Below are 26,448 nucleotides of genomic sequence, written 5' to 3'. Positions count from 1 at the left end.
CCATGGGAGGTCGGATGCGGCCGGAGCTGCTGCGGGTGGGGCGGGCGATCCTCGGCCTCGCCCTCGGGTTCGCCACCGCGATCGCCGGGATGATGGTCCTTTTCGGACTGTTGATCTGCGTCATGCTGGTGTTCACCCTGCCGCTGCTGCCGCTGGTGGTGCGGGTGCAGCGCTGGCTGGTCGCGGTGGACCGCCGCCGGGTGGCCGCGCGCACCGGCAAGCCGGTGGAGGAGCGCTACGCCGAGGTCACCGGGCCGCTGCCGCAACAGATCGTCACCGTGCTCACCGATCCGGCCACCCGCAGGGACCTGCGCTGGCTGCTGGTGCACGCCCCGGCCGGGATGCTGCTGGGCCTGCTCGGCTTCGCGGTGCCGGTCTCGGTGCCGCAGAACCTGGTGGTGCCGATGATCTGGTGGCTGGTGCCCGGCGGTGTGGACAGCTCCTACGGCGTGCACGTCGACTCCTGGCCGAGCGCCGGGCTGTCCGTGCTCACCGCGCTGGCCGCCGCGCTGGTGTCCTGGTGGCTGCCGCCGAGGCTGGCCGACTGGGAGGCGGGCTGGGCCGCCAGGCTGCTCTCGCCCGGCCGGGGCAACCTGGCGCAGCGGGTCGCCGAGCTGACCGCGACCAGGGCCGCCGCGCTGGAGGCGCACGGGGCCGAGCTGCGCCGGATCGAACGCGACCTGCACGACGGCACGCAGAACCGGTTGGTCGCGGTGGTCATGCACCTGGGCATCGTGGAACGCGCGCTGCGCCGCGACCCGCCCACCGCGCTGGCCTCGGTGCTCACCGCGCAGAACGCGGCCACCGACGCGCTCACCGAGCTGCGCGAGGTGGTGCGCAGCATCTACCCGCCGGTGCTGGCCGACCGCGGCCTGGACGGCGCGGTGGACGCGGTGGTCGCCCGCTGCCCCATCCCGGCCACCCTCACCGTCACCGGACTGCGGCGGCTGCCCGCGGCGGTGGAGGCGGCGGCCTACTTCGTCATCGCCGAGGCGCTGACCAACGTGGCCAAGCACAGCGGGGCCGAGCACGCGGAGGTTTCCCTTGCCGTGCAAGGAGACCACCTGGTGATCGAGGTCCGCGACGACGGCCACGGCGGGGCCGAGGAGGCCAACGGCACCGGGCTGACCGGCATCCGCCGCCGAGTCGCCGCCTTCGACGGCCAGACCACCCTGTCCAGTCCCGAGGGCGGCCCCACCGTGCTCGGCGTGCGCCTGCCGACCGGAACCTGAGAGGATCACCCCCGTGCGGATCATGATCGCCGAGGACGACGCCCTGCTCCGCGAGGGCCTGACCCTGTTGCTGCGCAGCGAGGGCCTGGACGTGGTCACCGCGGTCGAGCACCCCGAGCAGCTGCTGGCCGCGATCGACGCGGACACCCCGGACGTGGCCGTGGTCGACGTCCGGCTGCCGCCGACCTTCACCGACGAGGGCCTGCGCGCCGCGGTGGAGGCCCGCCGCAGGCACCCGGAGCTGGCCGTGCTGGTGCTCTCCGCGTACGTGGAGGACAGCTACGCGGGTGAGCTGCTGGCCAGCCCCGGCGGCGGGGTCGGCTACCTGCTCAAGGAACGGGTCGGCAAGGTCGCCGACTTCCTGGACGCGCTGAACCGGGTCGCCGCCGGCGGCACCGCGCTGGACCCGGAGGTGGTCTCCCAGCTGCTGGTCCGCCGCCGCGCCGACGACCCGATCCGCTCGCTGACCGCCCGCGAGCGCGAGGTGCTGGCGCTGATGGCCGAGGGCCACTCCAACACCACCATCGGCGAGATGCTGGTGATCAGCGCGGGCGCGGTGCACAAGCACATCGGCAACATCTTCACCAAGCTCGACCTGCCCAGCACCGACGGCGCGGGCCACCGCCGGGTGCAGGCCGTGCTGGCCTACCTGCGCGCATGACCCGGCTCACCGCGGGGTGGACAGCGATCACGGGTGCGGCCAAGACTGTTACCGGGGAGTAGCAACCCAACCGGTGCGAAGGAGCGTCATGGCTGGTCAGTACGGTGCCTACCAGAACGAGATCTACCTGCAGGGCCTCGCCGACCAGCGGCCGCCGATGAGCACCGACCCCACCGCCCTGGAGGCGATGGCCAAGGGCCTGATGGACCCGGGCCCGTTCGGCTACGTCGCCGGCGGCGCGGGTTCGGGGGCCACCATGCGGGCCAACCGGGCCGCCTTCGACCACTGGCGGCTGGTGCCCCGGATGCTGCGCGATGCCACCCAGCGCGATCTCAGCACCACCGTGCTCGGCCGGCAGCTCCCCGCGCCCGTGCTGCTCGCGCCGGTGGGCGTGCAGGCGATCGTGCACCCCGACGCCGAGTCCGCCAGCGCCCGCGCCGCCGCGGCGCTCGGGCTGCCGATGATCATGTCCACCGCCTCCTCCAGCACCATCGAGGAGGTGGCCGAGGCCAGCGGCGAGGGACCGCGCTGGTACCAGCTGTACTGGCCCAACGACGACGAGGTGTGCGCCAGCATCCTGCGCCGGGCCAAGGCTGCCGGGTTCACCGCGCTGGTGGTCACCCTGGACACCTGGACCCTGGCCTGGCGGCCTGCCGACCTCGACCAGGCCTACCTGCCGTTCCTGCGCGGCATCGGCACCGCGGTCCCGTTCTCCGACCCCGCCTTCCGCGCGGGGCTGGCGAAGACCCCCGAAGAGGACCCGCAGCTGGCGATCCTGCGCTGGGTCGGGCTGTTCACCGGGCAGGACAAGAGCTGGGACCGGCTCTCCTTCCTGCGCGAGCACTGGGACGGGCCGATCGTGCTCAAGGGCATCCAGCACGTGGAGGACGCGAGGCGGGCCGCGGACGCCGGGATCGAGGGCATCGTGGTGTCCAACCACGGCGGCCGCCAGGTCGACGGCGCGATCGCCTCCCTGGACGCGCTGCCCGGCATCGCCGAAGCCGTCGGCGACCGCCTGGACGTGCTGTTCGACTCGGGGGTGCGCACCGGCGCGGACGTGCTCAAGGCGCTCGCCCTCGGCGCGAAGGCGGTGCTGCTGGGGCGGCCCTGGGTGTACGGGCTCGCGCACAGCGGCGAGGCCGGGGTGCGGCACGTGCTGCGCTCGATCCTGGCCGACACCGAGCTGACCCTCGGCCTGTCCGGCCACCGCACCCTCGGCGAGCTGGACCGGGACGCGCTCGCCGAGGTGACCCGGTGAAGGCCCTGGCGGTGCTGTCCCCGCACGTCGGCGGGACCAAGCTCAGCAGCATGATCGCCGCGGACCTCGGCGACGGCTTCGAGCTGACCGCGGTGGAGGAGGCCGGGGCCGACCCGGTCGCGCTGCGCGAGGCCGAGGTCATCCTCAGCGCGCTCGCCCCGGTCACCGCCGACCACCTCGCCAAGGCCGGGCGGGTCAGGCTGATCCAGTGCGCCAGCCACGGTTTTGACCACATCGACCTGGCCGCCGCCCGCGCCGCCGGGATCACCGTGTGCAACATCGGCTCCACCGGCGCCGAGGCCCAGGACGTGGCCGAGCAGACCCTGTGCCTGATGCTCGCGCTGGCCAAGCAGCTCATCCCGGGCCACAACGCGCTCACGCAGGGGGAGTGGGCGCTGCCGCGCTTGCAGTTCAGCATCACCGAGCTGTTCGGCAAGACCCTCGGCATCGTCGGCTTCGGCGCCATCGGCCGCGAACTGGCCAAGCGCGCCAAGGCTTTTGACCTGCGCCTGGTCTGCGCCACCCGGCGCGGCCTGCCCGCTGAGCTGGCCGAGCGCTACGACATCACCGAACTGCCACTGGACACGCTGCTCGCCCAGTCGGACTACGTGTCCCTGCACCTGCCGCTCACCGAGGCCACCCGGCACCTGATCAATGCCGACCGCCTGGCCCTGATGAAGCCCACCGCCATCCTGATCAACACCGCCCGCGGAGCCCTGGTCGACCAGGATGCGCTGGCCGCGGCCCTGCACGCGGGGCGGCTCGGCGGCGCGGGCCTGGACGTCTTCGACCCGGAACCGCCACCGGCCACGTTGGCCGTGCTGCGCGCGCCCAACGTGGCGCTGTCCCCGCACGCGGGCGGGGTCACCAGGGAGTCCATGCTGCGCATCGCCGCCGCGGCCCTGGACAACGTGCGCCGCTACGCAACCGGGCAGGCGCCCGCCGACGTGGTCAGCTGACTGCCCGCTACAGCGGACAAAGAACCACCGGTATTTTCCGCTGGGCAAAAGGATTTTTGATGACAAACAGTGCCGAAACCAAGCTAGTTAGGCCACTGAGGCAACCAACTCGGTCATCATCTCCGGCACCCCTTGGCGCATTTCCGCGCCCGCTCAGCGGCTGAACCATGCCCGCTTTCCGCCCGTTTCCGGACAACGATTGCCCAACCGGACTCCCAGCGGCAACTGGACAAAGCCCCCGAAGCACGCATCGGCCATCCAGACCAACCGAGCACAACCGGGTCCCGAGCCGTCCGACCTGACGACACGCCTGCCCGCTTCCCGCCCGACTCGCCGGGGAAGCGCTCCCACCTGGTGTGGCCGATCCACACGTGTTGATGTCCGCACCCGGCCGTTCCTGGCACCGGCAAGATCGCAACAAGCCCGGAAGCCGACGCTGCCGATCTTGGACAGCCGGTGCCAGACTGGCCGTGCTAGCAGGGGCTGAGCTGCGGCGGACGCGGGTGTCGGCCATTGGCCCCAGGCGAGACCAGGGGGCGGTGTGCGCGCCCCCGCGGTGTGAGGAGGCCCTGAAGATGATGTTGCAGACGAGTCAGGTCCAGCGTCCGGCTGAGCTGCCCGAGGACCTGCTCGATCCCCAGGCGCGGGCCCTGTTGTCCCTGATGTGCTCCGGCTGCACGGACGAGTCGATCGCCCGCCAACTGGGCATCAGCCCCCGGACCGTGCTGCGGCGGATCCGGACCCTGATGGACCGGGCCGGGTGCACGACCCGGTTCCAGCTGGGTTGTCACGCCGAACGCAGGGGCTGGCTCAACTGAGCGGTTTCCGCGCCTCGATCAGAAAACGGGTGGTGTGGGCGAGGAAAGGCCCTTCGGACTCGATCCGTTCGTGCAGTCGCCGGAGGTCCGGCAGGTATTCGGCGACCGTGAAGCCCGGCACCATCCAAATCACCTTGCGCAGGAAGTAGACCACCGCACCGATGTCGTGGAAGACGGTGCGCAACGACTCCATCCGGAGATCCAGCACCTGAAGTCCGGCAGCCTCGGCCGCCGCGCGCGCCGCCTCCGGATGCCGCCCGTTGCGCACCTCTTCCGGCTGCGGCCCGAGGAAGAACTCCACCAGCTCGAACACGCTGGCCGGCCCCACCTGCTGGGAGAAGTAGGTGCCGCCGGGCGCCAGCACCCTGGCGATCTCAGCCCACCACACGGTCACCGGATGACGGCTGACCACCAGGTCGAAAGTGTTGTCCGGGAACGGCAGCGGCGGCTCGTCGGCATCCAGCAGCACCTGCGCGCCCCTGGGTTCCAGCAGCGCGCGGGCCTTGGCCAGGTTCGGTTCCCAGGACTCGGTGGCGAAGGTCCGCTCAGCGAGCCGCGGCACGCCGGCCAGCACCTCGCCACCGCCGGTCTGGATGTCCAGCGCGACCTTGGCCGCGGCCATCCGTTCGCCCATGGACCGCTGGTAGCCCCAGGAGGGCCGCTGCTCGGTGGCGCGGCCGTCCAGCCAGGAGAAGTCCCAGCCGTCCACCGACACCGCGTCGGCCTCGGCTACCAGTTCCTCAAAGCTCCTGTCCATGCGGGCATCCTGGCACCGGTCCTGGCTCGGGGCGACCGGATAACCGCCAGGCGTCGAAGGCCTCGGTGCCGCTGACCCCGTGGTCCAGCACGGCCCGGTAGACCTCGAAGCTCGGCCCCGGCCGCGGCCGGGCGGCCAGCGCGGTCTTGATCTCCAGGATGCGCGCGCGGCTGGTGTCGTCCAGGCGCGGGGCCAGGGTGCGCAGGTGTTCGAGGTCGGGCTGGCGGTCCGGCTCGTCGACGAACCAGAGGTCGAGGGTCCAGTCCTGGCCGGTGTCCGCGCGGTAGCGCAGGCCGAGGTAGAGCCCGTCCGGGTAGCGCGGATCGGTGTTCCAGGCCCCGGTGTCGTTGCGGAAGGTGACCTCGCGCACCCGCTGGTCCGCGGCTAGTCCAGCACCGATCGCGATCACCTTCGCGTGTGTGGCCGGGTCCAGTGCCGGGCAGGTCACGGTGAGGTCCAGGTCCCGCCGGACCATCAGCCCCAGCGCGGCACTGCCCACCAGGGTTGGTTCCCCGGCCGTGGCCAGCCGCTCGGTCAGCCCCAGCTCGGCGAGCACCACCTCGGCTTCGGCCCGGACTTTCCCTTGCCGCGCCAGCAGATCCGTCATTTCGGCGACAGCCTGCGGATCTCGTCGGCATGGTCCGGATAGGACAGTGCCAGCTCGTCCCCGACCGGGAAGTCCACCACGTCGTCGGTGTACGGCGGGGCCATGAACGTGCCCAGCAGCGACCATTCGCCCACCGGCTCACTGGCCTGCCAGGTGCCCGCGGGCACCACCACCTGCGGCCGCTGCCCGGCCGCCAGGTCCAGCCCCAGCACCGGCCTCTCCACCCGCCCGTCCGCGTGCAGCAACAGCATCCGCGCGGGCGAACCGGCGTGGTAGCTGAACACCTCGGGGTGGGCCAGGCGGTGCAGGGCGGAGAAGCTGCCGCCGGTCATCAGGTAGTAGATGCCGGTGCCCTGCTCGGTGCGCCAGGTCTGCGCCCAGTAGCCGCCCTCCACGGGCAGTGGCTGGAGGCCGAGCTCGGCGATGATCTGTTCCGGTGTGAGCACGGGAAGTCCTTACCAGTTCGGGTGGGTGGACATGCCGCCGTCGACCACCAGGTTCTGCCCGGTGATCCAGGAGGCCAGCGGCGAGGCCAGGAACACGCAGGCGTTGCCCACGTCCTCCGGCTGACCGAGGCGGCCCAGGGGAGCGGCGCGCTGCCAGCGTTCGACACCTTCCGGCCACTGGGTTTCCAGGCCCTCTCGGTGCAGCAGACCGGGGCTGACCGCGTTGACCCGGATGCCCAGCGGGCCGTACTCCAGCGCGGCGGTGCGGGTGTGCATGAGCAGGGCGGCCTTGGCGGTGCTGTAGTGCGCGTGGCCGAAGGCCGGCTGGCTGCCCTCGATCGAGGCGATGTTGACCACTGAGGACCCAGGGTCCATCCGGCGGACGGCGGTGCTGGTGGTGAGGAAGACGGCGTCCAGGTTGGTGTCGAGCACCTCGCGCCACTGGTCGAAGGTCATCTCCGGCAGCGGCTGCACCGGTTGCACGGCGGCGTTGTTCACCAGGGTGTCCAGCCTGCCGAAATGGTCCACTGTGGACTCGATGAGGTGCCGGACCTGGTCGGGGGAGAGCAGGTCTGCCGGCAGGGCCAGCGCGTTCGTGCCGCGGTCCTGGAGCTCGGCGACCAGGGCGTGCGCCTGGGTGACGCTGGTGCGGTAGTGCACGGCCACGGCGGCGCCCGCCTCAGCGAAGCGGCGGGCCAGGCCGTGGCCGAGGCCGCCGGCCGCGCCGGTGATCAGGGTGACGGTGCCGGAGAGGTCGGGGAGGGTCACCCGTTGACCGTATCGGCTACCGCCGTCCGAGTGGTTCGGCCCGGTGCGGATGATCTCCGATGGACGTGGAAGCCGCAGAACAGCGGGGTTCCAGCCACCAATGGGGGTCAATACGGTGAAACGGGAAATGTGGTCCAGATCACCGTACGTCCGTTACGGTTGGCGCTGTGAAGGTCGGAGTACCCGCGGAGTCGCGGGCCGGCGAACGCAGGGTTGCCTGTCTGCCAGGGACGGTTCCCCTGCTCACCGGCGCGGGACTCACCGTGCTCGTGCAGTCCGGCGCCGGTCACCACGCCTGCGCATCCGACGATGACTACCACGCCGCCGGGGCCCAGCTCACCGAGGACCTCGGCGCGGCCGACCTGCTGGTCGGCGTGCAGCCACCCGACCCGGCCGTGGTGCGGGCCGGGACGACCGTGGTCAGCCTGTTCGTGCCGCCCGAGGACGCGCTGACCGCGTTGCGGGACAAGGGGATCACCGCCTACAGCCTGGCGCTGCTGCCCCGGATCACCAGGGCCCAGGGCATGGACGCGCTGTCCTCCCAGGCGCTGGTCGCCGGGTACCGCGCGGTGCTGCTGGCCGCGGAACGGCTGCCGCGCTTCCTGCCCATGTTCACTACCGCGGCGGGCACCATCGCCCCGGCCAAGGTGCTGGTGCTGGGCGCCGGAGTGGCCGGCCTGCAAGCGATCGCGACCGCGCGGCGGCTGGGCGCGGTGGTCTCCGCCTACGACGTGCGGGCCGCGGCCGCGGAGGAGGTGCGCAGCCTGGGCGCCCGGTTCCTCGAACTGGAGCTGGGCAGTCAGGAGGGCGCGGGCGGGTACGCCGCCGCCCAGTCCGAGGACTTCCTGACCCGGCAACGGGAACTGCTCACCACCCAGGTCGCCGCCGCGGACGTGGTGATCACCACCGCCGCGGTGCCCGGCAAGCAGGCCCCGGTGCTGGTGACCGCGGACATGGTGGCCGGCATGGCTCCCGGCTCGGTGCTGGTGGACCTGGCCGCGGAGTCCGGCGGCAACTGCGAGCTTTCCGTTGCCGGGCAAGAGGTCCGGCACGGCGAGGTGACCGTGCTCGGTGCGCTCAACCTGCCCAGCGGCATGCCCGCGCACGCCAGCGCGCTCTACGCCCGCAACATGGCCAACTTCGTGCGGCACCTCACCGTGGACGGCGAGCTGCGCGCCGACCCGCTGGCCGATGAGATCCTGGCAAGCTGTTGCGTCACAAAGGAGGCGACGTGACCAGCGAGATCAGTCTGCTGACCATCTTCCTGCTCTCGGTCTTCCTCGGGTTCGAGGTGGTGTCCAAAGTGGCCACCATCCTGCACACCCCGCTGATGTCCGGCGCCAACGCCATTCACGGCGTCATCCTGGTCGGCGCGATCCTGGTGGCGGGCAAGGCAGAAAGCACCGTGGAGCTGGTGCTGGCGCTGCTCGCGGTGGTCTTCGCCACGGTCAACGTGGTCGGCGGATTTGTCGCCACCGATCGGATGCTGAGCATGTTCGGCGGCAAGGAGCGCAGGCGATGAGCCAGGACCTGGTGCACCTCGTCTACCTGCTCGCCGCGCTGTGCTTCATCCTGGCGCTCAAAGGTTTGAGCACGCCCAAGCATGCCCGCGCGGCCAACCTGGTCGGCGCGCTGGGCATGCTGTTCGCGGTGCTGGTCGCCTTCTTCGACGGCCGGATCGGCAACGTGGGCTGGATCCTGGCCGCCATCGCGATCGGCGTGGTCGTCGGCGTGCCCGCGGCCCGCGCGGTGAAGATGACCGCGATCCCGCAGATGGTCGCGCTGTTCAACGGCGTCGGCGGTGCGGCGGCGGCCCTGGTCGCGCTCACCGAGTTCCTGGCCACCCCGGGCAGCACCGGCATGCGCGCGGCCACCGTGTTCGGCGTGCTGGTCGGCAGCGTCAGCTTCTCCGGCAGCCTGCTCACCTTCCTCAAGCTCCAGGAGCTGATGACCACCCGACCGGTGACCCTCCCTTATGGACGGTCCACCGCGATCGGCGTTTCCGTGCTGTGCCTGGGTTTGGCGGTGGCCGTGCTGCCCACCGCGTCCACCGGGCTGGTGATCGGGCTGACCGTGGCCGGGCTGCTGCTCGGCGTGCTGTTCGTGCTGCCGGTCGGCGGCGCGGACGTGCCGATCGCGATCTCCCTGCTCAACGCCTTCACCGGCCTGGCGGTGGCCGCCTCCGGCTACGTGCTGGGCAACACCCTGCTGATCGTGGCGGGCACCCTGGTCGGCGCCTCCGGCACCCTGCTCACCCGGCTGATGGCCAAGGCCATGGGCCGCTCGCTGACCAACATCCTCTTCGGCGCCTTCACCGCCACCGCGGTCGGCGGCGGCGGACCGGCCGAGTCCCGCACGGTGCGCGCGGGCACCCCGGAGGACATCGCCATCCAGCTCGGCTACGCCCGCACCGTGGTCGTGGTGCCCGGCTACGGCCTCGCGGTCGCCCAGGCCCAGCACGTGGTCCGCGAGCTCGCCGACCTGCTGGCCGCGCGCGGGGTGGAGGTCGCCTACGGCATCCACCCGGTGGCCGGCCGGATGCCCGGCCACATGAACGTGCTGCTCGCCGAGGCCGATGTGCCCTACGCGCAGCTCAAGGAGATGGAGGAGGTCAACCCCCGGCTGGCCAGCACCGACGTCGCCCTGGTGATCGGCGCGAACGACGTGGTCAACCCGGCCGCCAGGGACCAGCCGGACAGCCCGATCTACGGCATGCCGATCCTGGACGTGGACAAGGCCGAGTCGGTGGTCTTCCTCAAGCGCTCCATGCGGCCGGGGTTCGCCGGGATCGAGAACGAGCTGCTGTTCAACCCGCGCACCACCCTGCTCTTCGGCGACGCCAAGGACTCACTCGCCAGCCTGGTCACCGCGGTGAAACAACTGGCCTAGCGTTGCGCCTTTCCGGTGACACGGCGCGCGAGTCCACCACCTTGACGATCACGGTGGCCCGGCTGCCGTATCTTCTTCGATCATGATGGTTGCCGCGCGCGAGGCGTCGCTGGGACCGATCCACCTGGGGCGCCTGACCGTCGACGCGGGCCGGGTCCCGGACGGCCGGACCAGCTACCAGGTGCTCAGCGATGTCGTCGCCGGTCAGCGCCGGGTGCTGGACCTGGGCTGCGGCGACGGCCACCTGCTCGACCTGCTGGCGCACGCGCACCCCAGGCGGCTGGCCGGCACCGACCCGGCCGCGGAGCCGCTTTCCGTTGCCCGCCAACGGCCCGCGCTCGCCGGTGCGGCGCTCGCGGTGGCCTGCGCGAGCGCATTGCCGTTCCCGGACGACAGCTTCGACGCCTGCGTCTCGCACCTCGCGCTGGCCCGGCTGAGCGACCTGGACCGGGTGGCGGCCGAACTGGCCAGGGTGCTCGCGCCCGAGGGCGTGCTGGCCGTGGTGCTGCCCGGCGGGGCCGTGCCCGGCACCGCCTACGAGGTGTTCAACGACCTCACCCGTTCGGTGCTGGAGGAGGTCCCGGTGGACCGCCGCCAGCCCCAGCTGGGTGACCGCCGCGCCCGGCACCGGGCCGGTCTGGACCAGGTGCTCGGCGGCGCCGGGTTCGGGCAGGTGGACTGGCGCACCATCCGGCTGGACCTCACCGGCGGACTGGACCAGGTGTGGGCGCGGATGGTCGAGATCTACGACCTCGGCCCGCTGGACCCGCCCGCGCTGGCCACCCTGCGCCGCTGTTTCGACAGCACCGTCACCGTGCTGCCGGACGGCCGGGTGCCGTGCGCGATGAACCTGCACCTGGCCGTGGCCTTCGCACCCAGCGGTTTCACAGCGTGAGCATGAGGGTACGCTGCGCAAGCAAGCGGATTCGAGGTGAACGATGACGGCAGGGCAAGAGGCTGCGCAGGACGATCCGGAGCTGGTCGTGCTGGCCGCGCTGCGCGAGGCAGGCTGGGTCTTCCGGCCCTGGGTCGAGGCAGGGCAGACCCTCGGCCTGGCCGGTTCGTTCACCGACCGCGACTTCACCGACGCGGTGTTCATCGCCGACCGCGACGACGCCCGCGCGGTCCGCCTGCTCGCCGACCAGCCCGGCGCCAAGGGCGGCGTGGTCTGGGACTGCGCGGGCAGCCTGCGCGAGGTGGTGGCCGAGCTGATGGCCCTGCCCGCCCCGCACACCCGGCTCGCGCCGCAGCTGGTCATCGCCAAGTGGCCGTAAGATCACCGGCATGGCCGGGAGCCGCCGGGTCGACGAGGAGCCGGCCAAGGCCGGGGCGCGGCTGGACGAGGAAGTGCTCACCTGAAAGTGCGGTCGCTGGCACCCCCCGAACTCGCTAACCTCACTGCACTGGCCCCGCCGGGAGGTTGCCGTGCGCCCACTGACCGTCCCGCTCCTGTCGCTCCTGCTGCTGAGCGCCTGCTCGACCCCAGCACCGCCGCCCAGCAGCCCGTCCAGCTCCGCGGCCGAAGCTCCTTCGCCGCTGACCGGCCTACCGGCCGCGGCCGGTCAGCCGGTGCTCGCGGTCAAGGTCGACAACGTCTCGCCCGCGCGTCCGCAGACCGGGCTCACCCAGGCCGACCTGCTCTACCTGGAACCGGTTGAGGGCGGGCTGACCCGGTTCGTCGCGGTGTTCAGCTCGCGGCTGCCCGCCTCGGTCGGGCCGGTGCGCAGCGCCCGGGAGTCAGATCTTGAGCTGCTGCAACAGTTCCAGCGTCCCGCGCTGGCCTACTCCGGCTCCGCGCCCGAGCTCGCGCCGCGGATCACCGCCGCCCCGCTGGTGCCGGTGCCGCCGGACAAGGCCCGGGACGCCTACACCCACGACTCCCGCCGCGCCGCCCCGCACAACACCTACGCCAGCCCGGAGAAGCTGCTGGCCGCCGCGCCCGGCGCGGGTGCGGTGCGCGACATCGGGTTCCGCTTCGGCCCCGCCCCCGAGGGTGGCGCGGAGACCACCCAGCACGTGGTGCGCTACCCGGCGGCCGTGGTGTCGCTGGACTACAACCCGCAGGAGCAGCGCTGGCGGGTCGGCATGGACGGCGCGCCGCTGGCCGCGGCCGAGGGTGGCGCGCTCAGCGTGGCCACCGTGGTGGTGCAGAAGGTCGTGGTGCGCGACTCGCCGTTCCGGGACAGCAAGGGCACCAGCCCGTTCGCGCAGACCGTCGGCTCCGGCGAGGCCACCGTGCTGCGGGACGGGCGGTCCTATCAGGGCCGGTGGTCACGGCCCGCTGCTGACAACGGGACCACGTTCACCCAACCGGGCGGTCGGCCGCTCACTTTCGCTACTGGACCACTCCTCGTGTTGCTTGTACCAGCATGAACGCTGTGACGCAGCACCTATAAGGCCGATCGGGCGATGACTTGCCGGTAACTCCGTACTGGCAGGTAGATCTGTTGTCCGGCAAGGGAAGTCGGGCGCGGCCGGCGGAGGCTGAGGTAGTGAGGTCGTGATGTACCAGAGCGTGGTCCAGCAGGACGCGGTGGCCACCCGCGAAGACATGTTGGCAGCGGCCAAGAAGGTGGTGGAGTTGTTCGTGCCGGACACCATCGCCGAGATGCTGGACGAGATCCAGCGCCGTCCCCAGTCGCCGATCGTGCCCCAGCAGGCAAGCGCCAGGGACTGAGTCACAAGCTCGCGAACGCCGCGGCCAGCCGCCGCACCCCCTCCCCAAGCACCTCGGGGGCGGCCGCGCCGAAGGTCAGCCGGAGATGCGGAGCCGGTGGTTCCGCGGCGTACCAAGGTCGTCCAGGAAACACGACGACGCCGTGCGCCGCGGCCGCGGTGGTCAGCGCGAGATCATCCACCCCGTCGGGCAGCCGGGCCCACACGTGCAGCCCGCCGCGGGGCAGCACCGCAAGGGTCAGCTCGGGCAGGTGCGTGGCCAGCGCGGCGACCAGGGTGTCCCGGCGGGCCAGCAGTTCGGCGCGCAGGGTGCGCTGGTGCCGCGCCCAGGCCGGGGAGGCCACGAACTCCAGCGCGGCCTCCTGTAGCGGCCCGGAGACGAAGAAGTCGTCGGTCACCCTGCCGGTGCGGATCCGCGCGCCGGCCGCGCCGCGCGCGCCGATCGCGGCCACCCGCAGGCCGGGCGCGCCCGCCTTGGTCAGCGACTGCAGGTGCACCACGTGGCCATGGAGGTCCTCGGCGACCAGCGGCGGCGGCCGCTCGCCCTCGATCACCAGGTCCCGCGCCCAGTCGTCCTCCAGGATGAACGCCCTGGCCGCGCGGGCCGCGGCCAGCACCTCGGCCCGCCGGTGCCGGGCCAGCACCGCGCCGTGCGGGTTGGCGTAGGCGGGCTGGCAGTAGAACAGCCGGGCCCCGGTGCGCTCGAACGCGGCGGCCAGCAGGTCGGGGCGCACGCCGTCGGCGTCCACCGGCACGCCCACCACGCGCAGGCCGAAGGTGCGCGCGGCGGCGATCACGCCGAGATAGGTCGGCGCTTCCACCAGCACGGTGTCGCCCGGCACGCACAGCGCGCGCAACGCGGTGCCCAGCGCGGACTGCCCGCCGGGGCAGACCACCATGTCCCCGGCCCGCAAAGCCCCACCGGCCTGGCGGGCGAACCAGGACCGCAGCTCCAGCCGGCCCTCCACGGTGCCGCGTTCCCAGGCCGAGGGCCGCCGGGCCGCTCGCGCCAGCGCCGCGCCCAGCGCGCTCACCGGTTGCAGTGCGGCCTCCAGGTAGCCGGCCGAGAGCGGGATCAGCTCGGGGCGCGGCATGGCCAGCAGTTCGGGCAGCGCCTCCTCACCGGCCCTGCGCTCGCCGAGGGCGACCGCCTGCCAGGACAGGTCGGCCACCTCGGTAACGCCGGTGGCGCGGGAGGCGACAAAGCTGCCCTTGCCCGGCCGCACCTCCACCAGGCCCTCGCTGGCCAGCTGACGGATTGCCCGCTGTGCGGTGACCGGCGATATCCGGTGCCTGGCCATGAGATCCCGCACCGAGGGCAGCCGAGAACCGACGGCGGCGGAGGTGACCTGCGCCCGCAGCTCTTGGATAACGCGGCGGGCGGCGTTATCGTCATTCATGAGGGACAAGAGTAACGTAATCGCCCAGAACCGGATAACGGGCGGCTTCCTGCTCGGCGCGCTGGGCGTGCTCAGCTTCAGCCTGTCGCTGCCGCTGACCCGCCTCGCGGTGGCCGAGCTGAACCCCTGGTTCGTCGCCTTCGGCCGGGCCGCGGCGGCCGGGGTGCTTGCCCTCGGCTACCTGTGGCTGACCGGCTGGGGACGGCTGAACCGGCGCCAGGTCGGGCGGCTGCTGCTGGTCGCCCTCGGCGTGATCATCGGCTTCCCGCTGTTCACCTCGCTCGCGCTGACCGTGCAGACCGCCTCGCACGGCGCGGTGGTGATCGCGGTGCTGCCCGCGGCCACCGCGGTGTGGGCGGTGCTGCGCGCGGGGGAGCGGCCCAGCGGCCGGTTCTGGCTCTCCAGTGGCGCCGGCCTGCTCGCGGTGCTGGTGTTCCTGGGCACCGCCGGCGGGCTCAGCGGGAGCTTCGAGTTCGCGGACCTGTTGCTGCTGGCCGCGGTGGTGCTGTGCGGCCTGGGCTACGCCGAGGGCGGCGCGCTGGCCCGCGACCTCGGCGGCGCGCGCACCATCTGCTGGGCGCTGGTCATCTCGCTGCCGCTGACCGTGCCGCTCACCGTGTTCTCCGCGCTGCCCATCGCACCGGCCGCGGTGAGCTGGCAGGCGTGGGCGAGCTTCGCCTACGTGAGCCTGGTGTCGATGTTCCTCGGCTTCTTCGCCTGGTACGCCGGACTCGCCCGCGGCGGGGTGGCCAAGGTCGGACAGGTGCAGCTGGCCCAGCCGGTGTTCACCCTGAGCTGGGCGGCGCTGCTGCTCGGCGAGGAGATCGGGTTGTACACCGCGCTGATGGCGGTGGTCGTGCTGGCCTGTGTGGTGCTCACGCAGCGGAGTCGGACAGTTGCTCCTTCCGTGCGGGTCGATCGACCGTCACCACAGGTGGCCCGCCGGTCCTAGGGTTGTCCATGGCGGGTGGGGGGCGAAGAGGCAACTGGGGGTTTTCTTCGCCGAGGCCGCCGAGCCGGCGCGTTTGTCCGGGCGGGACAGACGCGACGCTGCGGCGGCGGTGGCCGCGTGCGCCTACCCGTAGGCACACGCGGCACCATCCCGCCGCACACCCGGGCGAGGAACTTGATCTCGATCAGCCGTAGTCGCTTTCCCAGGCCAAGGATCGTGCCAAGTCAGCGGAGCGCGTCCGCCTCGACCACCTGCCGGAGCGTGTGCAGGGTCCGGCGCAGCTCGGCGGGTTCGACCGAGCCCAGGGCTAGCCGGAGCGCTTGCGGCACAACGGGAGTGGCCGCGAACTGCTCGGCGGTGGAGACCGAGATGTGGTGCCTGGCAAGGGAAGCCGTGATGCGGTCCGCCCGTGCGCTCTCGGCCAGCGGTAGCCAGAGGAAGTAGGAGGCCGGGTGGCCGAGGACGGTGAGTCCGGCCAGGGCTTCGCGGGCGATGGCCTGCCGGGCCTTGGCGTCCGCGCGTTTCTCGGCTTCGAGGCGGTCCACGGTGCCGTCGGCCAGCCAGCGGCAGGCGAGCTCGGTGGTCAGCGCGGGCGTGTGCCAGGTGGTCGCCCGGACCGCGCGCTCGATCGCGGCCACCCGGTCCGGTGGTGCGGCGACAAAGCCGACCCGCAGGCCGGTGGCCACGCTCTTGGACAGGCTGGAGACGTAGACCGTGCGCTCCGGGGCGAGCGCGGCCAGCGGCGGCGGGCAGTCCTCGGCGAGGTAGGCGTAGGCGGCGTCCTCGATGATCAGCACGTCGTGGCGGCGGGCGATCGCGACCAGGCGTTCCCGTGCGGTGCGGGAGAGCACCCAGCCGAGCGGGTTGTGCAGGGTCGGCATGGTGTAGATCGCGCGGACCGGGCGCTGGGCGCAGAGCTGTTGCAGCGCACCAAGATCCGGCCCGGACCGGGTGACCGGCACGGCCGCCGGCTCCAGCCCGAGCGTGCGCGCGAGCACCGTGAAACCGGGGTAGGTCAGCGCGTCCACCGCCACCACGTCGCCGTGTTGCAGCGCGGCCATGGCGGTCACCGCGAGACCGTGCTGGGCGCCGCTGACCAGCAGCACCTGGTCCGCGGGCACCCGCAGGCCGCGGCGCAGGAGGTGTTCGGCGACCGCGGCCCGGTCCTTGGCCCGGCCGCGATGGGGCTGGTAGTGCAGGTAGGAGTCCAGCTCGCCCGCGGTGGCCAGCTCGCGCAGGCCCTGGCGCAGCAGGTCGGCCTGGCCAGGCACCGAGGGGTAGTTGAACCTGAGGTCCACCGCGTCGGCGGCCACCGACTGCTCGTCGACGCCCTGACCGGGCCGCGGCGCCAGGTCACGGACGAAGGTGCCCCGGCCCTGCTCGCCGCTGACCAGTCCCATCGCCGCCAGCTCGGCGTAGACCCTGGAGGCGGTCACCAGCGCGATGCCCTCGCGCGCGGCCAGCTCGCGGTGGGTGGGCAGCCGGGTGCCCACTGGCCGGCGCCCCGACCGGATGTCCGCGGCCAGCGCGTCCACCAGGCGCTTGTACCGGGGGATCCGCATGGCTGATTGTATGCATGACAATTTTTCGACTGTCATGGATCGGCTGCCTAGGCTCGCGCCATGCACATCGCGATCCTGACCTTCGACGGCTACAACGAGCTGGACTCGCTCATCGCGCTCGGCCTGCTCAACCGGGTCAAGCAGCCGGAGCTGCGGGTGACCATCGCCAGTCCTGTGCCTACGGTCCGCTCGATGAACGGCGTGGTGATCGAGTCGATGGCCACCCTGGACGAGGCCTGCGCCGCCGACGCGGTGATCGTGGGCAGCGGGTCCCGCACCCGCGAGGTGGTCGAGGATCCCGCGATCATGGCCGTGCTGCGCGGGCTCGACCCGGCCCGCCAGCTGCTGGCCGCGCAGTGCTCGGGCACGCTGGTGCTGGCCAGGCTCGGGTTGCTCAACGGCGTCCCGGCCTGCACCGACCTCAAGAGCAAGCCGTGGGTGGTGGCCGCCGGGGTCGAGGTGCTGAACCAGCCCTTCTACGCCAGGGACAACGTGGCCACCGCCGGTGGCTGTCTCGCCTCGCACTACCTGGCCACCTGGATCATCGCCAGGCTGGCCGGTCCTGAGGTCGCGGAGGAGGCTCTTGCCTATGTGGTGCCAGTCGGGGAGAAGGAGGAGTACATAGGCAGGGCCATGCGCAACGTGCGCCCGTACCTGCGGTCTGACCAGGCTCTTACACTGGGTTAATGGTGCCTGGGTTACCGCGTCCTGATCTGCGGCCCGTCCCGCTCGGACTGGCCGGTGGAGCGGATCGCCGCGGCCACCGGCTTCGGCACCTCGGCGAACTTCCGGTCGATCTTCCGCCGTGAAGTAGGCCTCCCTCCCAGCGACTATCGGCGGACCCACCTCGCTCCCAGGGGCTAGTCTCTCCGCCATGGACCCGGATTGGGCGATCGAACGCGAGTTCCGTCGCTCAGCCCTCCGGTACTCCTTGCTCGTGCGCACAGTCGTGCTGGCCTGCGCCGGACTGCTCGCGCCCCTCTCCGGCGCCGAGAACCTCCCGGTCACCATCGCCGCCGTGCTGGCCGTCAACCTGTGGAACCTGGTGCTGTGGTGGGCCGACGGACGCTGGGTGCTGCCCGTCGACCTGGCCGTGCTGACCGCGTTGTGCCTGCTCCAGGGCGAGATCGAGCCCGCCGCCGCACTCGACGACGGGACCAGCTGGGTGCTGGTCATGGTCTCGGTGGTCGCGGTCAGCTGGCAGTGGCGGATCCCGCCCGCGCCCGGCGCGCTGGTCGTGGTGGTGCTGGTGCTGTTCGTGGCCTACTCCGGCGGTGTCGCGCTGGTCGCCGAGTGGGACACCGGAATTCCCTACGGCCTCTGGCTGTTCGTCGAGGCCGGGCTCGCGCGGCTGCTGTTCGTGCTGGTCTGCCGGGGCGCCAGGGCAGCCGACACCGCCACCGCCCAGGCAGCGGAAGCGGCCCGCGCCGCCGAGGTCGAAGCCGCCAGGGACCGGGAACACCGCGAGTACCTGGCAACCCTGCACGACACCGGCGCGGCCACCCTGCTGATGGTCGGCATGGGCGTGGCCACCAAACCCGAACCCTGGCTCGCCGAACAAGCGGCCAGAGACGTCGCCGCCCTGGCCACCCGCCCCGAACCCGACCACCAACCGGTCCACCTGACCACGATCCTGACCCGCGTCGCCGAGTCGGCACCCGTGGCGGTGGACCTACGGTTGGAGTACCAGCCGGTGGTCACCGCGGACGTGGCCGACGCCCTGGCGCGCGGCGTGGCCGAGGCGCTGCGCAACGTGCACCGGCACGCCGGGGTGGACCGGGCGTCGCTGGTGGTGTCCGGAGACGGGGCCCGGGTAGTGGTGGAGGTACGGGACGAGGGAGCCGGGTTCGCGGTCGAGGCGGTGCCGGCGCAGCGGCGGGGGCTGACCGGGTCGGTGGTGGCGCGGATGGACCGGGTCGGCGGGCGGGGGAGTGTGCGGTCGGCGCCGGGGGAGGGGACGACGGTGCGGTTGGAGTGGCCCGGATGAGCCGGGGGTCGTGGGGCGGGTGGCTGGCGCGGGTGCGGCGGGCTTGGGCTCGGCGGGATGGCGGGGCGGAGCGGAGGGTTGGGCAGGCTGGCGCGGCCGGGGAACGCGCGGCCGGGCAGGCTGGCAGTGGCGAGGAACGCGCGGCTGGGCAGGCTGGCAGTGCGGGGGAGCGGACGGCTGGTTGGGCTGGCGGTGCGGGGGAGCGGACGGCTGGTTGGGCTGGCGGTGCCGTAGGTCGGGTCGGCGATGAGCCTGGCACTGCCGTAGGTCGGACTGGCGATGAGGCTGGCGCTGGCGTAGGTCGGATCGGTGACGAAGCTGGCACTGCCGCAAGCCAGAACAGCGATGAGCTTGGCACTGCCGCACACCGGACGGGCGACCAAGCTGGCACCGCCGCGGCGCGAACCGCTGGCGAGGCTGGCACCGAATCGGCGCGGACCTCCGACCGACCAACCCCCGCCGTGGCCCCGGCCAGCCCGGAGACAGACACCGTCGCCACCCGGAGCCCCGGGTGGACCGCCGCCGCCTACCTGCGCGGCCTCCGGCTGGCCACCGTCCTGATCACCTTCGCCGGACTGCTCGGCCTCGCCCTGCCGGTGATCATCGCGCACGCCGAGGTCTACCGGTCCCTGGCCATGGAGCTGGTCGCCTTCGGCGTCCTGTTCGCGGTCGCGGTCTTCTGCGCGGTCCGTGCCGACCCGGGGCGCTGGCGCTGGCCGTTGCTCGTCCTGGTCTTCGGCTCCGCCCTGCTCGCGCTGACCGGGGTGCCGCCGGAGCTGGTGGTGAGCCGGGCCGAATGGTCCTTCATGTTGCTCGGCTGGTTCGGGATACTGTTGTTGCTGGACAAGGGGATTGGCGCGTTGCTGATCTTCCTCGGGGTGCATGCGGCGGTCAACCTCGGCCAGCTCGTCCTGGTGGGGCAGGCGAACCGGGCGGCGCTGGTGGGGCTGTTGATCGCCGGGGTGACCGTGTTCGGTTACCAGGTGGCGGTGGGGTTCGCCGCGGTGATGTTGCACCGGATCGCGGCGAAGGCGGCGGTGGCGGCGCGGGCAGAACAGCAGCGGCGGACGGCGACGGCGATCGCGGCGGAGTTGCAGCGGGACCACCAGGAGCGGTATGCCGCGTTGTCGCGGACCGCGTTGCCGTTGCTGGTGGACCTGGCCGCGGGGCGGGCCGATCCCGGGGATGAGCTGGTGCGGCGGCGGGCCGCGGTGGAGGCGGCGCGGATGCGGCGGTTGTTCGCGGAGGGGGATGAGGTGGCGGATCCGTTGTTGCACGAGCTGGCCGCTTGCATCGACACCGCGCAGCGGCAGGGGGTGAGCGTGCAGCTCGCGGTGCGCGGGCAGCGGCCACCATTGGACCTGGCGGTGCGGCGGGCGCTGACCGAACCGGCGCTGGCCACCCTGGTCGCCGCGGCCAGCACGGCGAGGGTGACCGTGGTCGGTTCGGCTAACGCCGTTACGGTGAGCGTGGTCGCCGACGCTCCGGAACCACCGGTGGTGCGGGCCGACGGCGTTGAGGTGACGAACCTGGTGAACGCGGATCGGGTGTGGGTGGAAGCCAAGTGGCGAGCGCAGAACTGATCACCGCGGTGGTGGTGGACGACCACCCCGCGATCGTGGCCGGTGTCCAGGCCTGGTGCAGCCTTGCCGACCCGCCGATCGAGGTGCTGGCCACCGGGCCCACCGTCGCCGAGGCCTGGACCGAGCCCGGCGCCAGCGCCGACGTGGTGGTGCTGGACCTGCACCTGGGCAACACCACCCAGCCCGGCTACGGCGACCTGACCAGGCTGGTCGACGCCGGGCGGCAGGTGATCGTCTACACCATGCGCGACGACGCGGAGACCGCACTGACCTGCGTGGACATCGGCGCCTTCGCCTACCTGACCAAGGCCGAGGGCCAGACGCACCTGGTGGCGGCCATCCGCGCCGCGGCGAACAACCTGCCGTACACGCCCCCGGCGCTGGCCGGTGCGATCGGCACCGACACCAGGGGCAACCGGCCCCGGCTCGCGCCGCGCGAGCAGGACGTGCTGGTGGAGTGGTTCACCTGTGAGTCCAAGGAGATGGTGGCGCAGAAGCTCGGCCTGTCCGCGCGTACCGTGAACACCTACATCGACCGGGTGCGGATCAAGTACGCCAACGTCGGCCGGGCCGCCCCGACCAAGGCCGCGCTGGTGGCCCGCGCCATCCAGGACGGCCTGGTTGCCTTGGAGGACCTGTGATCCAGCGTTGGAGCCCGGCGGTGGTTGGCCCGCCGGTCGGCCAGTACAGCCACCTGGCCACCGCGCCAGCCGGGCACGAGCTGCTGTTCGTCTCGGGCCAGATCGGGGCCCGGCCGGACGGCAGCATGCCGGCCGACGCGGAGTCCCAGTCCCGCCAGGCGCACGAGAACCTGGCCGCGCTGCTCGCCGAGGCGGGCGGCGGTCCCGAGCACCTGGTGAAGCTGTTCACCATGGTCGCCGGCACCGAGCACCTGCCCGCGGTGCGCGCCGGGCGGGCCGGGCTGTTCGAGCAGTGGTTCCCGGCCGGGGACTGGCCCGCGCACTCGCTGATCGTGGTGGCCGGGCTGGCCGCCCCGCACATCCTGATCGAGGTGGAGGCGGTGGCCGCGGTTCCCCGGGGGTGACCGGGGCCACTGGATTCGATCATTCGGCGCGCCGCGAGCTAGGTTCTGCTCTCGTGGCCTCGTCCCGTTTCGCCCGTCCCGTCTGGCTCAACCCCAAGGTCCTGCGCACCGAGGTGCTCGCGGGGCTGGTGGTCGCGCTCGCGCTGATCCCGGAGGCGATCTCCTTCTCGGTGATCGCCGGGGTCGACCCGAGCCTCGGCCTGTTCGCCTCCTTCACCATGGCGGTGACCATCGCCGTCTTCGGCGGCCGCCCGGCGATGATCTCCGCCGCGACCGGGGCGATCGCGCTGGTGGTGGCGCCGGTGGTGCGCGAGCACGGGGTGAGCTACCTGGTCGCCACGGTGATCCTGGGCGGGTTGATGCAGATCGCGCTCGGCGCGCTCGGGGTGGCCAAGCTGATGCGGTTCGTGCCGCGTTCGGTGATGGTCGGCTTCGTCAACGCGCTGGCCATCCTGATCTTCCTGGCCCAGCTGCCCGAGCTGTACGGGGTGCCGTGGGCGGTGTACCCGCTCTTCGCCGCGGGCGTGGCGGTCATGGTGTTCTTCCCCCGGCTGACCAAGGTGGTGCCCGCGCCGCTGGTGGCGATCATCGCGCTGACCGCGATCACGGTGGCCGCCGGCATCGCGGTGCCCACCGTCGGCGACCGCGGCAAGCTGCCCAGCAGCCTGCCGGTGCCCGGCCTGCCGGACGTGCCGTTCACCCTGGACACGCTCAAGATCATCGCGCCCTACGCGCTGGCGCTCGCGCTGGTCGGGCTGATGGAGTCGCTGATGACCGCGAAGCTGGTCGACGAGCTGACCGACACCCGCTCGGACAAGACCCGCGAGTCGATCGGCCAGGGCATCGCCAACGTGGTCACCGGCCTGTTCGGCGGCATGGGCGGCTGCGCGATGATCGGCCAGACCATGATCAACGTGAAGAACGGCGCGCGCACCCGGCTGTCCACCTTCCTGGCCGGCGCCTTCTTGATGGTGCTGTGCATCGTGTTCGGGCCGCTGGTCTCCCAGATCCCAATGGCCGCGCTGGTCGCGGTGATGGTGCTGGTCGCCGTGGGCACCTTCGACTGGCACTCGGTCGCGCCCAGGACCCTCAAGCGGATGCCGGCCGGCGAGATCGGCGTCATGGCGGTCACCGTCGCGCTCGTGGTGGCCACCGACAACCTGGCCGTCGGCGTCATCGCGGGCACCATCACCGCCATGGTCATCTTCGCCCGCCGGGTCGCCCACCTGGTCACCCTGGACGCCGTCCGCGAGGACGACCGGGTGGTCTACACGGTCAACGGCGAGCTGTTCTTCGCCTCCAGCAACGACCTGGTGGGTCAGTTCGACTACCCGAACGACCCGGACCAGGTGGTCATCGACCTGAGCCGGGCGCACATCTGGGACGCCTCCACGGTGGCCGCGCTGGACGCGGTGACCGCCAAGTACGCCGAGCGCGGCAAGACGGTGGAGATCATCGGCCTGAACCAGCACAGCGCGGCCATGCACGGCAGGCTCACCGGGGAACTGACGAACCACTAGTGCGGCTACCGGCTACCGGCTACCGGCTGCCGCGGTCCAGCGGGCCCCAGTCGGCGCGGTACTCCGTGACCGTTCGCTCAGCCTCGGCCAGCACCTCCTCGGCGATCCAGGCCACCGCCCGGTCGCAGCGCACCAGCGGCTCGTTGTCCGGCCCCCGGCCCACCTCAGGCCCCTGGAAGAGCCAGGGCCGCACCTGCGGTCCACGCTGTTCGCGCAGGTGGCGGTAGTCGTAGAGCCGGCGGGCCACCCACACCGTGAGCGGCCGGTCCGCCCACCACCGCTCCACCGCCAGCGGGCTGGCCGACAGGCCGGGCAGTTCGACCCCGGTCAGCTCGTCCTTGCTGACCGACCCCTGATCGGTGTCCGGTCCCTTCGACCAGCGCAGGTACAGGTCGTCCGCGTGTTCGTCGACGACCTTGGCCAGCTCGTCCAGGCTGGTCAGCGTAGGTAGCTCCGCCTCCATGGCCAGAGGAGTTGCCCGGGATCAACCGGGGTATTCCTGCCTGGTGGATCCCGTTTGGGCGTTGCGCCAGATCGCCTTCCACCTGGAGCGGGCCGCCGAGCCGACCTACCGGGTGCGGGCCTTCCGCCGCGCCGCCTCGACCATCGAGCCGCTCACCGAGCAGGAGCTCCGGGAGCGGGTCGAGCGTGGCACGCTCGCCGACCTGCCCGGCATCGGCAAGGCCACCGCCGCCGTCATCACCGAGGTCCTCGCCGGTCAGCAGCCCCGCTACCTCACCTCGCTGCTGGACACCGCGCCCACCCTCACCGGCGGTGAGGAGCTGCGCCAGGCCCTGCGCGGGGACTGCCACACCCACTCCGACTGGTCCGACGGCGGCAGCCCGATTCTGGAGATGGCCGAGGCCGCCCGCGAGCTGGGCCACGAGTGGATCGTCCTCACCGACCACTCGCCCCGCCTCCAGATCGCCAACGGCCTCTCCGCCGACCGGCTGCGCGCCCAGCTCAAGCTGGTCCGGCAGCTCAACGAGCAGCTGGCCCCGTTCCGCATCCTGACCGGCATCGAGGTCGACATCCTCGACGACGGCAGCCTGGACCAGGACCCCGCCCTGCTCGCCGAGCTGGACCTGGTCGTCGGCAGCGTGCACTCCAAGCTCCGCATGCCGGCCCCTGAGATGACCGAACGCCTGTGCGCCGCGGTGGCCAACCCGCACCTGGACGTCCTCGGCCACTGCACCGGCCGCCTGGTCACCGGCAAGGGCCGCCCGGAGTCCCAGTTCGACCCGGAACGCGTCTTCACCGCCTGCCGCGACCACCACGTGGCCGTGGAGATCAACTCACGCCCGGAACGCCTGGACCCGCCCCGCAGGCTGCTCCGCCTGGCCGTCGACCTGGGCTGCGAGTTCGCCATCGACTCCGACGCGCACGCCCCAGGACAGCTCGACTGGCTCAGCTACGGCTGCGCCCGGGCCCAGGAGTGCGGAGTGGACGCGGACCGAGTGATCAACACCCGCACGGCGGCCCAGCTGATCCGCCGCCGCACCAAAGCCCGCGCCCCCTCCCACGCACGTACCCGTACCTAGACGTCTTCCTCATCCAGCGGGACCGATCGGTGCTGATCTGCCACATCGGCGGGATCGGCCTCCAGTGGCCGCACGTCGATGAGCACGTCCTCTTCCTCCGGCATCACCTCGGTCCTCTGTTCCAACGCATCGGCCTCGGGGACTTCGTCGGCTGGGCGGTTCATCGCACACCTCCTCCCCAGGGCCGTTCCCGATCACCGGGATCCACAAACACCAGGTGCTGATCTGCCGGATCTCGGGTAAGCATGCAAGATGGCGACCGAAACGCGGGAGATCGAGCGCAAGTACGAGGCGGCGGAACCACTGGCCCTGCCCGACCTGGACGGCCTGCCCGGCGTCGCCGCCCTGTTGGGCCCCGACGAGCTGGCCCTGGACGCCACCTACTTCGACACCGCTGACCGCCGCCTGCTCGCCGAGGGCGTCACCCTGCGCCGCCGCACCGGCGGCGACGACGCCGGCTGGCACCTCAAACTTCCCCTTGGCCCGGACACCCGCGAGGAGATCCGCCTGCCACTGGGCCGCAACCGCAAGGTCCCAGCCCCCCTGGCCAAACTCGTCCGCGCGCACACCAGGGGCAACGACCTGGCCCCCATCGGCCGCCTGCGCACCACCCGCCGCCGCTGGCACCTGGTCGACACTGAGGGCGCGGTACTGGCCGAGGTGGTCATCGACGACGTCAGCGCCCAGACCATGGGCGAGTCCGCCACCCTGGACACCTGGCAGGAAGCCGAAGTAGAGCTCGTCAACGGCGACCTCGCCCTACTGTCCACAGTGGACGAACGCTTCATCGCGGCAGGCGCCCACCGCAGCACCTCCAAGTCAAAGATCGGCCGCCTCCTGGGCACCCCGCCCCGCCCGGTCTTCGCGCACACCCCAGCCCGCCCCCTGACCAAGAAGTCCTCCGCCATCACCGTCGTCCTGGCCTACCTCCGCGCCCACGCCGCCGCCCTGGTGGCAGGCGACATCCTCATCCGCCGCGACAAGCCGGACGCCGTCCACCAGATGCGGGTCGCCACCCGCCGCCTGCGCAGCACCCTGCGCGCCTACGGCAAGGTCATCGACAGGGAACAGACCGGCCGCCTGTCCGACGAGCTCAAATGGCTGGGTGCGGTCCTGGGCGAGGCAAGAGACCTGGAAGTCCTGCACCACCGCTTCACCCAGCACATCCAGGACACCCCGGACGAACTCGTCCTCGGCCCGGTCAAAGCCCGCGTCGACGGCCACTACCGCCAGGAAGCCGCCGCCGCCCGCAAGAAGGTCCTCGCCGAACTGGACGGCCAGCGCTACCTGGACCTGCTGTGCCTGCTGGAGTTCGCCCTCTCCGAACCCCCGCCCACCCGCCTGGCCACCCATCCCGCGAAGGACGTCCTGCCCCAGCAGGTCCGCCGCGCCTACCGCAAGCTGGACCGAGCGATGACAGAGGCGGCGACCAAGGATGGCCCGGAACAAGAACTGGCCCTGCACGAAGCCCGCAAAGCAGCCAAAAGAGCCCGCTACGCCGCCGAAGCGCTGGAACCGGTGTTCGGCAAGAACGCCACCCGCTTCCGCAAACGAATGAAGAACATCCAAACCCTCCTGGGTCACCACCAGGACGCCGTAGTAAGCCGCCAAGCCCTCCGCGACCTGGGCATCCAAGCCCACCTGGCAACAGAGAACGGCTTCACCTACGGCCTGTTCCTGGGCCGCGACGAAGCAAAAGCGGCACAGGCGCGCACAGAACTCCCCGAACTCTGGCGCAAGGCTTCGGCGAAGAAGCTGCGAAAGTGGCTCCGCTAGCAGCGCCGGAA

Annotated in this window: 30 protein-coding genes; 22 read left to right on the top strand and 8 right to left on the bottom strand. The window is 72.1% G+C overall.

Going from position 1 to position 26,448, the window contains the following annotated elements:
• Positions 1-14: 14 nt before the first annotated feature.
• The 5 genes from ACWDY5_RS09625 to ACWDY5_RS09605 all read left to right on the top strand — a co-directional run bounded on the left by ACWDY5_RS09625 (position 15) and on the right by ACWDY5_RS09605 (position 4,928).
• The gene (locus ACWDY5_RS09625; protein WP_449721834.1) at positions 15-1,232 is read left to right on the top strand and encodes a sensor histidine kinase; all 1,218 of its coding nucleotides are present in this window, start codon (positions 15-17) and stop codon (positions 1,230-1,232) included.
• 13 nt (positions 1,233-1,245) lie between these two features.
• A complete protein-coding gene (locus tag ACWDY5_RS09620) occupies positions 1,246-1,893 on the top strand; it encodes a response regulator transcription factor (protein WP_252484696.1) in 648 nt (215 codons plus the stop codon).
• An 88-nt stretch (positions 1,894-1,981) separates the two neighbouring features.
• The gene (locus tag ACWDY5_RS09615; RefSeq protein WP_449721833.1) at positions 1,982-3,151 is read left to right on the top strand and encodes a lactate 2-monooxygenase; all 1,170 of its coding nucleotides are present in this window, start codon (positions 1,982-1,984) and stop codon (positions 3,149-3,151) included.
• Positions 3,148-4,110 carry a 2-hydroxyacid dehydrogenase gene (locus ACWDY5_RS09610; protein WP_449721832.1) on the top strand — a complete coding sequence of 321 codons (963 nt, stop codon included), beginning with the start codon at positions 3,148-3,150 and terminating at the stop codon, positions 4,108-4,110. Before ACWDY5_RS09615 ends, ACWDY5_RS09610 begins: the two co-directional genes overlap by 4 nt.
• A gap of 575 nt (positions 4,111-4,685) precedes the next feature.
• A complete protein-coding gene (locus tag ACWDY5_RS09605) occupies positions 4,686-4,928 on the top strand; it encodes a response regulator transcription factor (protein ID WP_449721831.1) in 243 nt (80 codons plus the stop codon).
• Here ACWDY5_RS09605 and ACWDY5_RS09600 read toward each other — a convergent pair.
• From ACWDY5_RS09600 to ACWDY5_RS09585, 4 genes are read right to left on the bottom strand one after another with little or no spacing between them, the layout of a single operon-like run.
• A complete protein-coding gene (locus tag ACWDY5_RS09600; RefSeq protein WP_449721830.1) occupies positions 4,921-5,685 on the bottom strand; it encodes a class I SAM-dependent methyltransferase in 765 nt (254 codons plus the stop codon). The genes ACWDY5_RS09605 and ACWDY5_RS09600 overlap by 8 nt on opposite strands.
• Positions 5,669-6,292, bottom strand: coding sequence for a hypothetical protein (locus ACWDY5_RS09595; protein WP_449721829.1), 624 nt, complete (start codon positions 6,290-6,292; stop codon positions 5,669-5,671). The genes ACWDY5_RS09600 and ACWDY5_RS09595 overlap by 17 nt, the downstream gene beginning before the upstream one ends.
• Positions 6,289-6,738 carry a cupin domain-containing protein gene (locus ACWDY5_RS09590; protein WP_449721828.1) on the bottom strand — a complete coding sequence of 150 codons (450 nt, stop codon included), beginning with the start codon at positions 6,736-6,738 and terminating at the stop codon, positions 6,289-6,291. Before ACWDY5_RS09590 ends, ACWDY5_RS09595 begins: the two co-directional genes overlap by 4 nt.
• Before the next feature lie 9 nt (positions 6,739-6,747).
• Positions 6,748-7,506, bottom strand: coding sequence for an SDR family NAD(P)-dependent oxidoreductase (locus tag ACWDY5_RS09585; protein ID WP_449721827.1), 759 nt, complete (start codon positions 7,504-7,506; stop codon positions 6,748-6,750).
• A gap of 167 nt (positions 7,507-7,673) precedes the next feature.
• Between ACWDY5_RS09585 and ACWDY5_RS09580 the strand changes: the two genes are divergently transcribed.
• The 7 genes from ACWDY5_RS09580 to ACWDY5_RS09550 all read left to right on the top strand — a co-directional run bounded on the left by ACWDY5_RS09580 (position 7,674) and on the right by ACWDY5_RS09550 (position 13,072).
• Positions 7,674-8,741 (top strand): NAD(P) transhydrogenase subunit alpha, encoded by a 1,068-nt coding sequence (locus ACWDY5_RS09580; protein ID WP_449721826.1) that lies wholly within the window; start codon positions 7,674-7,676, stop codon positions 8,739-8,741.
• Positions 8,738-9,028 (top strand): NAD(P) transhydrogenase subunit alpha, encoded by a 291-nt coding sequence (locus tag ACWDY5_RS09575; protein ID WP_252484708.1) that lies wholly within the window; start codon positions 8,738-8,740, stop codon positions 9,026-9,028. Before ACWDY5_RS09580 ends, ACWDY5_RS09575 begins: the two co-directional genes overlap by 4 nt.
• Positions 9,025-10,395 carry an NAD(P)(+) transhydrogenase (Re/Si-specific) subunit beta gene (locus ACWDY5_RS09570; protein ID WP_449721825.1) on the top strand — a complete coding sequence of 457 codons (1,371 nt, stop codon included), beginning with the start codon at positions 9,025-9,027 and terminating at the stop codon, positions 10,393-10,395. Before ACWDY5_RS09575 ends, ACWDY5_RS09570 begins: the two co-directional genes overlap by 4 nt.
• A gap of 82 nt (positions 10,396-10,477) precedes the next feature.
• On the top strand, positions 10,478-11,290 hold the full coding sequence (locus tag ACWDY5_RS09565) for a class I SAM-dependent methyltransferase (protein ID WP_449721824.1): 813 nt from the start codon (positions 10,478-10,480) through the stop codon (positions 11,288-11,290).
• Positions 11,291-11,333: 43 nt separating this feature from the next.
• Positions 11,334-11,669 (top strand): hypothetical protein, encoded by a 336-nt coding sequence (locus ACWDY5_RS09560; protein WP_449721823.1) that lies wholly within the window; start codon positions 11,334-11,336, stop codon positions 11,667-11,669.
• Between the two features lie 151 nt (positions 11,670-11,820).
• Positions 11,821-12,768: a DUF3048 domain-containing protein gene (locus ACWDY5_RS09555; RefSeq protein WP_449721822.1), complete on the top strand. Its 948-nt coding sequence runs from the start codon at positions 11,821-11,823 to the stop codon at positions 12,766-12,768.
• Positions 12,769-12,898: 130 nt separating this feature from the next.
• A complete protein-coding gene (locus ACWDY5_RS09550; RefSeq protein ID WP_449721821.1) occupies positions 12,899-13,072 on the top strand; it encodes a hypothetical protein in 174 nt (57 codons plus the stop codon).
• Between the two features lies 1 nt (position 13,073).
• Here ACWDY5_RS09550 and ACWDY5_RS09545 read toward each other — a convergent pair whose 3' ends face one another.
• Positions 13,074-14,471: an aminotransferase-like domain-containing protein gene (locus tag ACWDY5_RS09545; RefSeq protein ID WP_449721820.1), complete on the bottom strand. Its 1,398-nt coding sequence runs from the start codon at positions 14,469-14,471 to the stop codon at positions 13,074-13,076.
• Here ACWDY5_RS09545 and ACWDY5_RS09540 point away from each other — a divergent pair.
• Complete coding sequence (locus tag ACWDY5_RS09540) at positions 14,470-15,423, top strand: DMT family transporter (protein ID WP_449721819.1); 954 nt, start codon at positions 14,470-14,472, stop codon at positions 15,421-15,423. The two genes, ACWDY5_RS09545 and ACWDY5_RS09540, sit on opposite strands and share 2 nt — an antisense overlap.
• A gap of 224 nt (positions 15,424-15,647) precedes the next feature.
• Here ACWDY5_RS09540 and ACWDY5_RS09535 read toward each other — a convergent pair whose 3' ends face one another.
• Positions 15,648-16,985 (bottom strand): aminotransferase-like domain-containing protein, encoded by a 1,338-nt coding sequence (locus tag ACWDY5_RS09535; protein ID WP_449721818.1) that lies wholly within the window; start codon positions 16,983-16,985, stop codon positions 15,648-15,650.
• A gap of 60 nt (positions 16,986-17,045) precedes the next feature.
• Here ACWDY5_RS09535 and ACWDY5_RS09530 point away from each other — a divergent pair, with 60 nt between their 5' ends.
• From ACWDY5_RS09530 to ACWDY5_RS09500, 7 genes are all read left to right on the top strand, one after another.
• Entirely contained in the window at positions 17,046-17,672 is a 627-nt protein-coding gene (locus ACWDY5_RS09530; protein ID WP_449721817.1) for a DJ-1/PfpI family protein, read from the top strand.
• Positions 17,673-17,726: 54 nt separating this feature from the next.
• Complete coding sequence (locus ACWDY5_RS09525) at positions 17,727-17,849, top strand: hypothetical protein (RefSeq protein WP_449721816.1); 123 nt, start codon at positions 17,727-17,729, stop codon at positions 17,847-17,849.
• A gap of 10 nt (positions 17,850-17,859) precedes the next feature.
• Positions 17,860-18,972, top strand: coding sequence for a sensor histidine kinase (locus tag ACWDY5_RS09520; RefSeq protein WP_449721815.1), 1,113 nt, complete (start codon positions 17,860-17,862; stop codon positions 18,970-18,972).
• A gap of 461 nt (positions 18,973-19,433) precedes the next feature.
• A complete protein-coding gene (locus ACWDY5_RS09515; protein WP_449721814.1) occupies positions 19,434-20,555 on the top strand; it encodes a hypothetical protein in 1,122 nt (373 codons plus the stop codon).
• Positions 20,537-21,196 (top strand): response regulator transcription factor, encoded by a 660-nt coding sequence (locus ACWDY5_RS09510; protein ID WP_283659749.1) that lies wholly within the window; start codon positions 20,537-20,539, stop codon positions 21,194-21,196. Before ACWDY5_RS09515 ends, ACWDY5_RS09510 begins: the two co-directional genes overlap by 19 nt.
• Positions 21,193-21,600 (top strand): RidA family protein, encoded by a 408-nt coding sequence (locus tag ACWDY5_RS09505; protein ID WP_449721813.1) that lies wholly within the window; start codon positions 21,193-21,195, stop codon positions 21,598-21,600. Before ACWDY5_RS09510 ends, ACWDY5_RS09505 begins: the two co-directional genes overlap by 4 nt.
• A gap of 53 nt (positions 21,601-21,653) precedes the next feature.
• Positions 21,654-23,120 (top strand): SulP family inorganic anion transporter, encoded by a 1,467-nt coding sequence (locus ACWDY5_RS09500; protein WP_449721812.1) that lies wholly within the window; start codon positions 21,654-21,656, stop codon positions 23,118-23,120.
• A 19-nt stretch (positions 23,121-23,139) separates the two neighbouring features.
• Here ACWDY5_RS09500 and ACWDY5_RS09495 read toward each other — a convergent pair whose 3' ends face one another.
• The gene (locus tag ACWDY5_RS09495) at positions 23,140-23,583 is read right to left on the bottom strand and encodes a DUF6098 family protein (RefSeq protein ID WP_449721811.1); all 444 of its coding nucleotides are present in this window, start codon (positions 23,581-23,583) and stop codon (positions 23,140-23,142) included.
• A 43-nt stretch (positions 23,584-23,626) separates the two neighbouring features.
• Here ACWDY5_RS09495 and ACWDY5_RS09490 point away from each other — a divergent pair, with 43 nt between their 5' ends.
• The gene (locus tag ACWDY5_RS09490) at positions 23,627-24,661 is read left to right on the top strand and encodes a PHP domain-containing protein (protein ID WP_449721810.1); all 1,035 of its coding nucleotides are present in this window, start codon (positions 23,627-23,629) and stop codon (positions 24,659-24,661) included.
• Here the strand turns inward: ACWDY5_RS09490 and ACWDY5_RS09485 are convergent.
• Positions 24,658-24,825, bottom strand: a complete 168-nt coding sequence (locus ACWDY5_RS09485) for a hypothetical protein (RefSeq protein ID WP_449721809.1) — start codon at positions 24,823-24,825, stop codon at positions 24,658-24,660. The two genes, ACWDY5_RS09490 and ACWDY5_RS09485, sit on opposite strands and share 4 nt — an antisense overlap.
• 88 nt (positions 24,826-24,913) lie before the next feature.
• Between ACWDY5_RS09485 and ACWDY5_RS09480 the strand changes: the two genes are divergently transcribed.
• Positions 24,914-26,437: a CYTH and CHAD domain-containing protein gene (locus tag ACWDY5_RS09480; protein ID WP_449721808.1), complete on the top strand. Its 1,524-nt coding sequence runs from the start codon at positions 24,914-24,916 to the stop codon at positions 26,435-26,437.
• Positions 26,438-26,448: the final 11 nt, after the last annotated feature.

The organism is Crossiella sp. NPDC003009 (genome assembly GCF_053591555.1).
This window is presented reverse-complemented; position numbering and strand designations above follow the sequence as displayed.

Coding starts and splice junctions, on each gene's coding strand:
- ACWDY5_RS09625 (WP_449721834.1), top strand. CDS start 15: ATGCGGCCGGAGCTGCTGCGGGTGGGGCGGGCGATCCTCGGCCTCGCC.
- ACWDY5_RS09615 (WP_449721833.1), top strand. CDS start 1,982: ATGGCTGGTCAGTACGGTGCCTACCAGAACGAGATCTACCTGCAGGGC.
- ACWDY5_RS09605 (WP_449721831.1), top strand. CDS start 4,686: ATGATGTTGCAGACGAGTCAGGTCCAGCGTCCGGCTGAGCTGCCCGAG.
- ACWDY5_RS09600 (WP_449721830.1), bottom strand. CDS start 5,685: ATGGACAGGAGCTTTGAGGAACTGGTAGCCGAGGCCGACGCGGTGTCG.
- ACWDY5_RS09595 (WP_449721829.1), bottom strand. CDS start 6,292: ATGACGGATCTGCTGGCGCGGCAAGGGAAAGTCCGGGCCGAAGCCGAG.
- ACWDY5_RS09570 (WP_449721825.1), top strand. CDS start 9,025: ATGAGCCAGGACCTGGTGCACCTCGTCTACCTGCTCGCCGCGCTGTGC.
- ACWDY5_RS09565 (WP_449721824.1), top strand. CDS start 10,478: ATGATGGTTGCCGCGCGCGAGGCGTCGCTGGGACCGATCCACCTGGGG.
- ACWDY5_RS09560 (WP_449721823.1), top strand. CDS start 11,334: ATGACGGCAGGGCAAGAGGCTGCGCAGGACGATCCGGAGCTGGTCGTG.
- ACWDY5_RS09550 (WP_449721821.1), top strand. CDS start 12,899: ATGTACCAGAGCGTGGTCCAGCAGGACGCGGTGGCCACCCGCGAAGAC.
- ACWDY5_RS09540 (WP_449721819.1), top strand. CDS start 14,470: ATGAGGGACAAGAGTAACGTAATCGCCCAGAACCGGATAACGGGCGGC.
- ACWDY5_RS09545 (WP_449721820.1), bottom strand. CDS start 14,471: ATGAATGACGATAACGCCGCCCGCCGCGTTATCCAAGAGCTGCGGGCG.
- ACWDY5_RS09535 (WP_449721818.1), bottom strand. CDS start 16,985: ATGCGGATCCCCCGGTACAAGCGCCTGGTGGACGCGCTGGCCGCGGAC.
- ACWDY5_RS09530 (WP_449721817.1), top strand. CDS start 17,046: ATGCACATCGCGATCCTGACCTTCGACGGCTACAACGAGCTGGACTCG.
- ACWDY5_RS09520 (WP_449721815.1), top strand. CDS start 17,860: ATGGACCCGGATTGGGCGATCGAACGCGAGTTCCGTCGCTCAGCCCTC.
- ACWDY5_RS09495 (WP_449721811.1), bottom strand. CDS start 23,583: ATGGAGGCGGAGCTACCTACGCTGACCAGCCTGGACGAGCTGGCCAAG.
- ACWDY5_RS09485 (WP_449721809.1), bottom strand. CDS start 24,825: ATGAACCGCCCAGCCGACGAAGTCCCCGAGGCCGATGCGTTGGAACAG.
- ACWDY5_RS09480 (WP_449721808.1), top strand. CDS start 24,914: ATGGCGACCGAAACGCGGGAGATCGAGCGCAAGTACGAGGCGGCGGAA.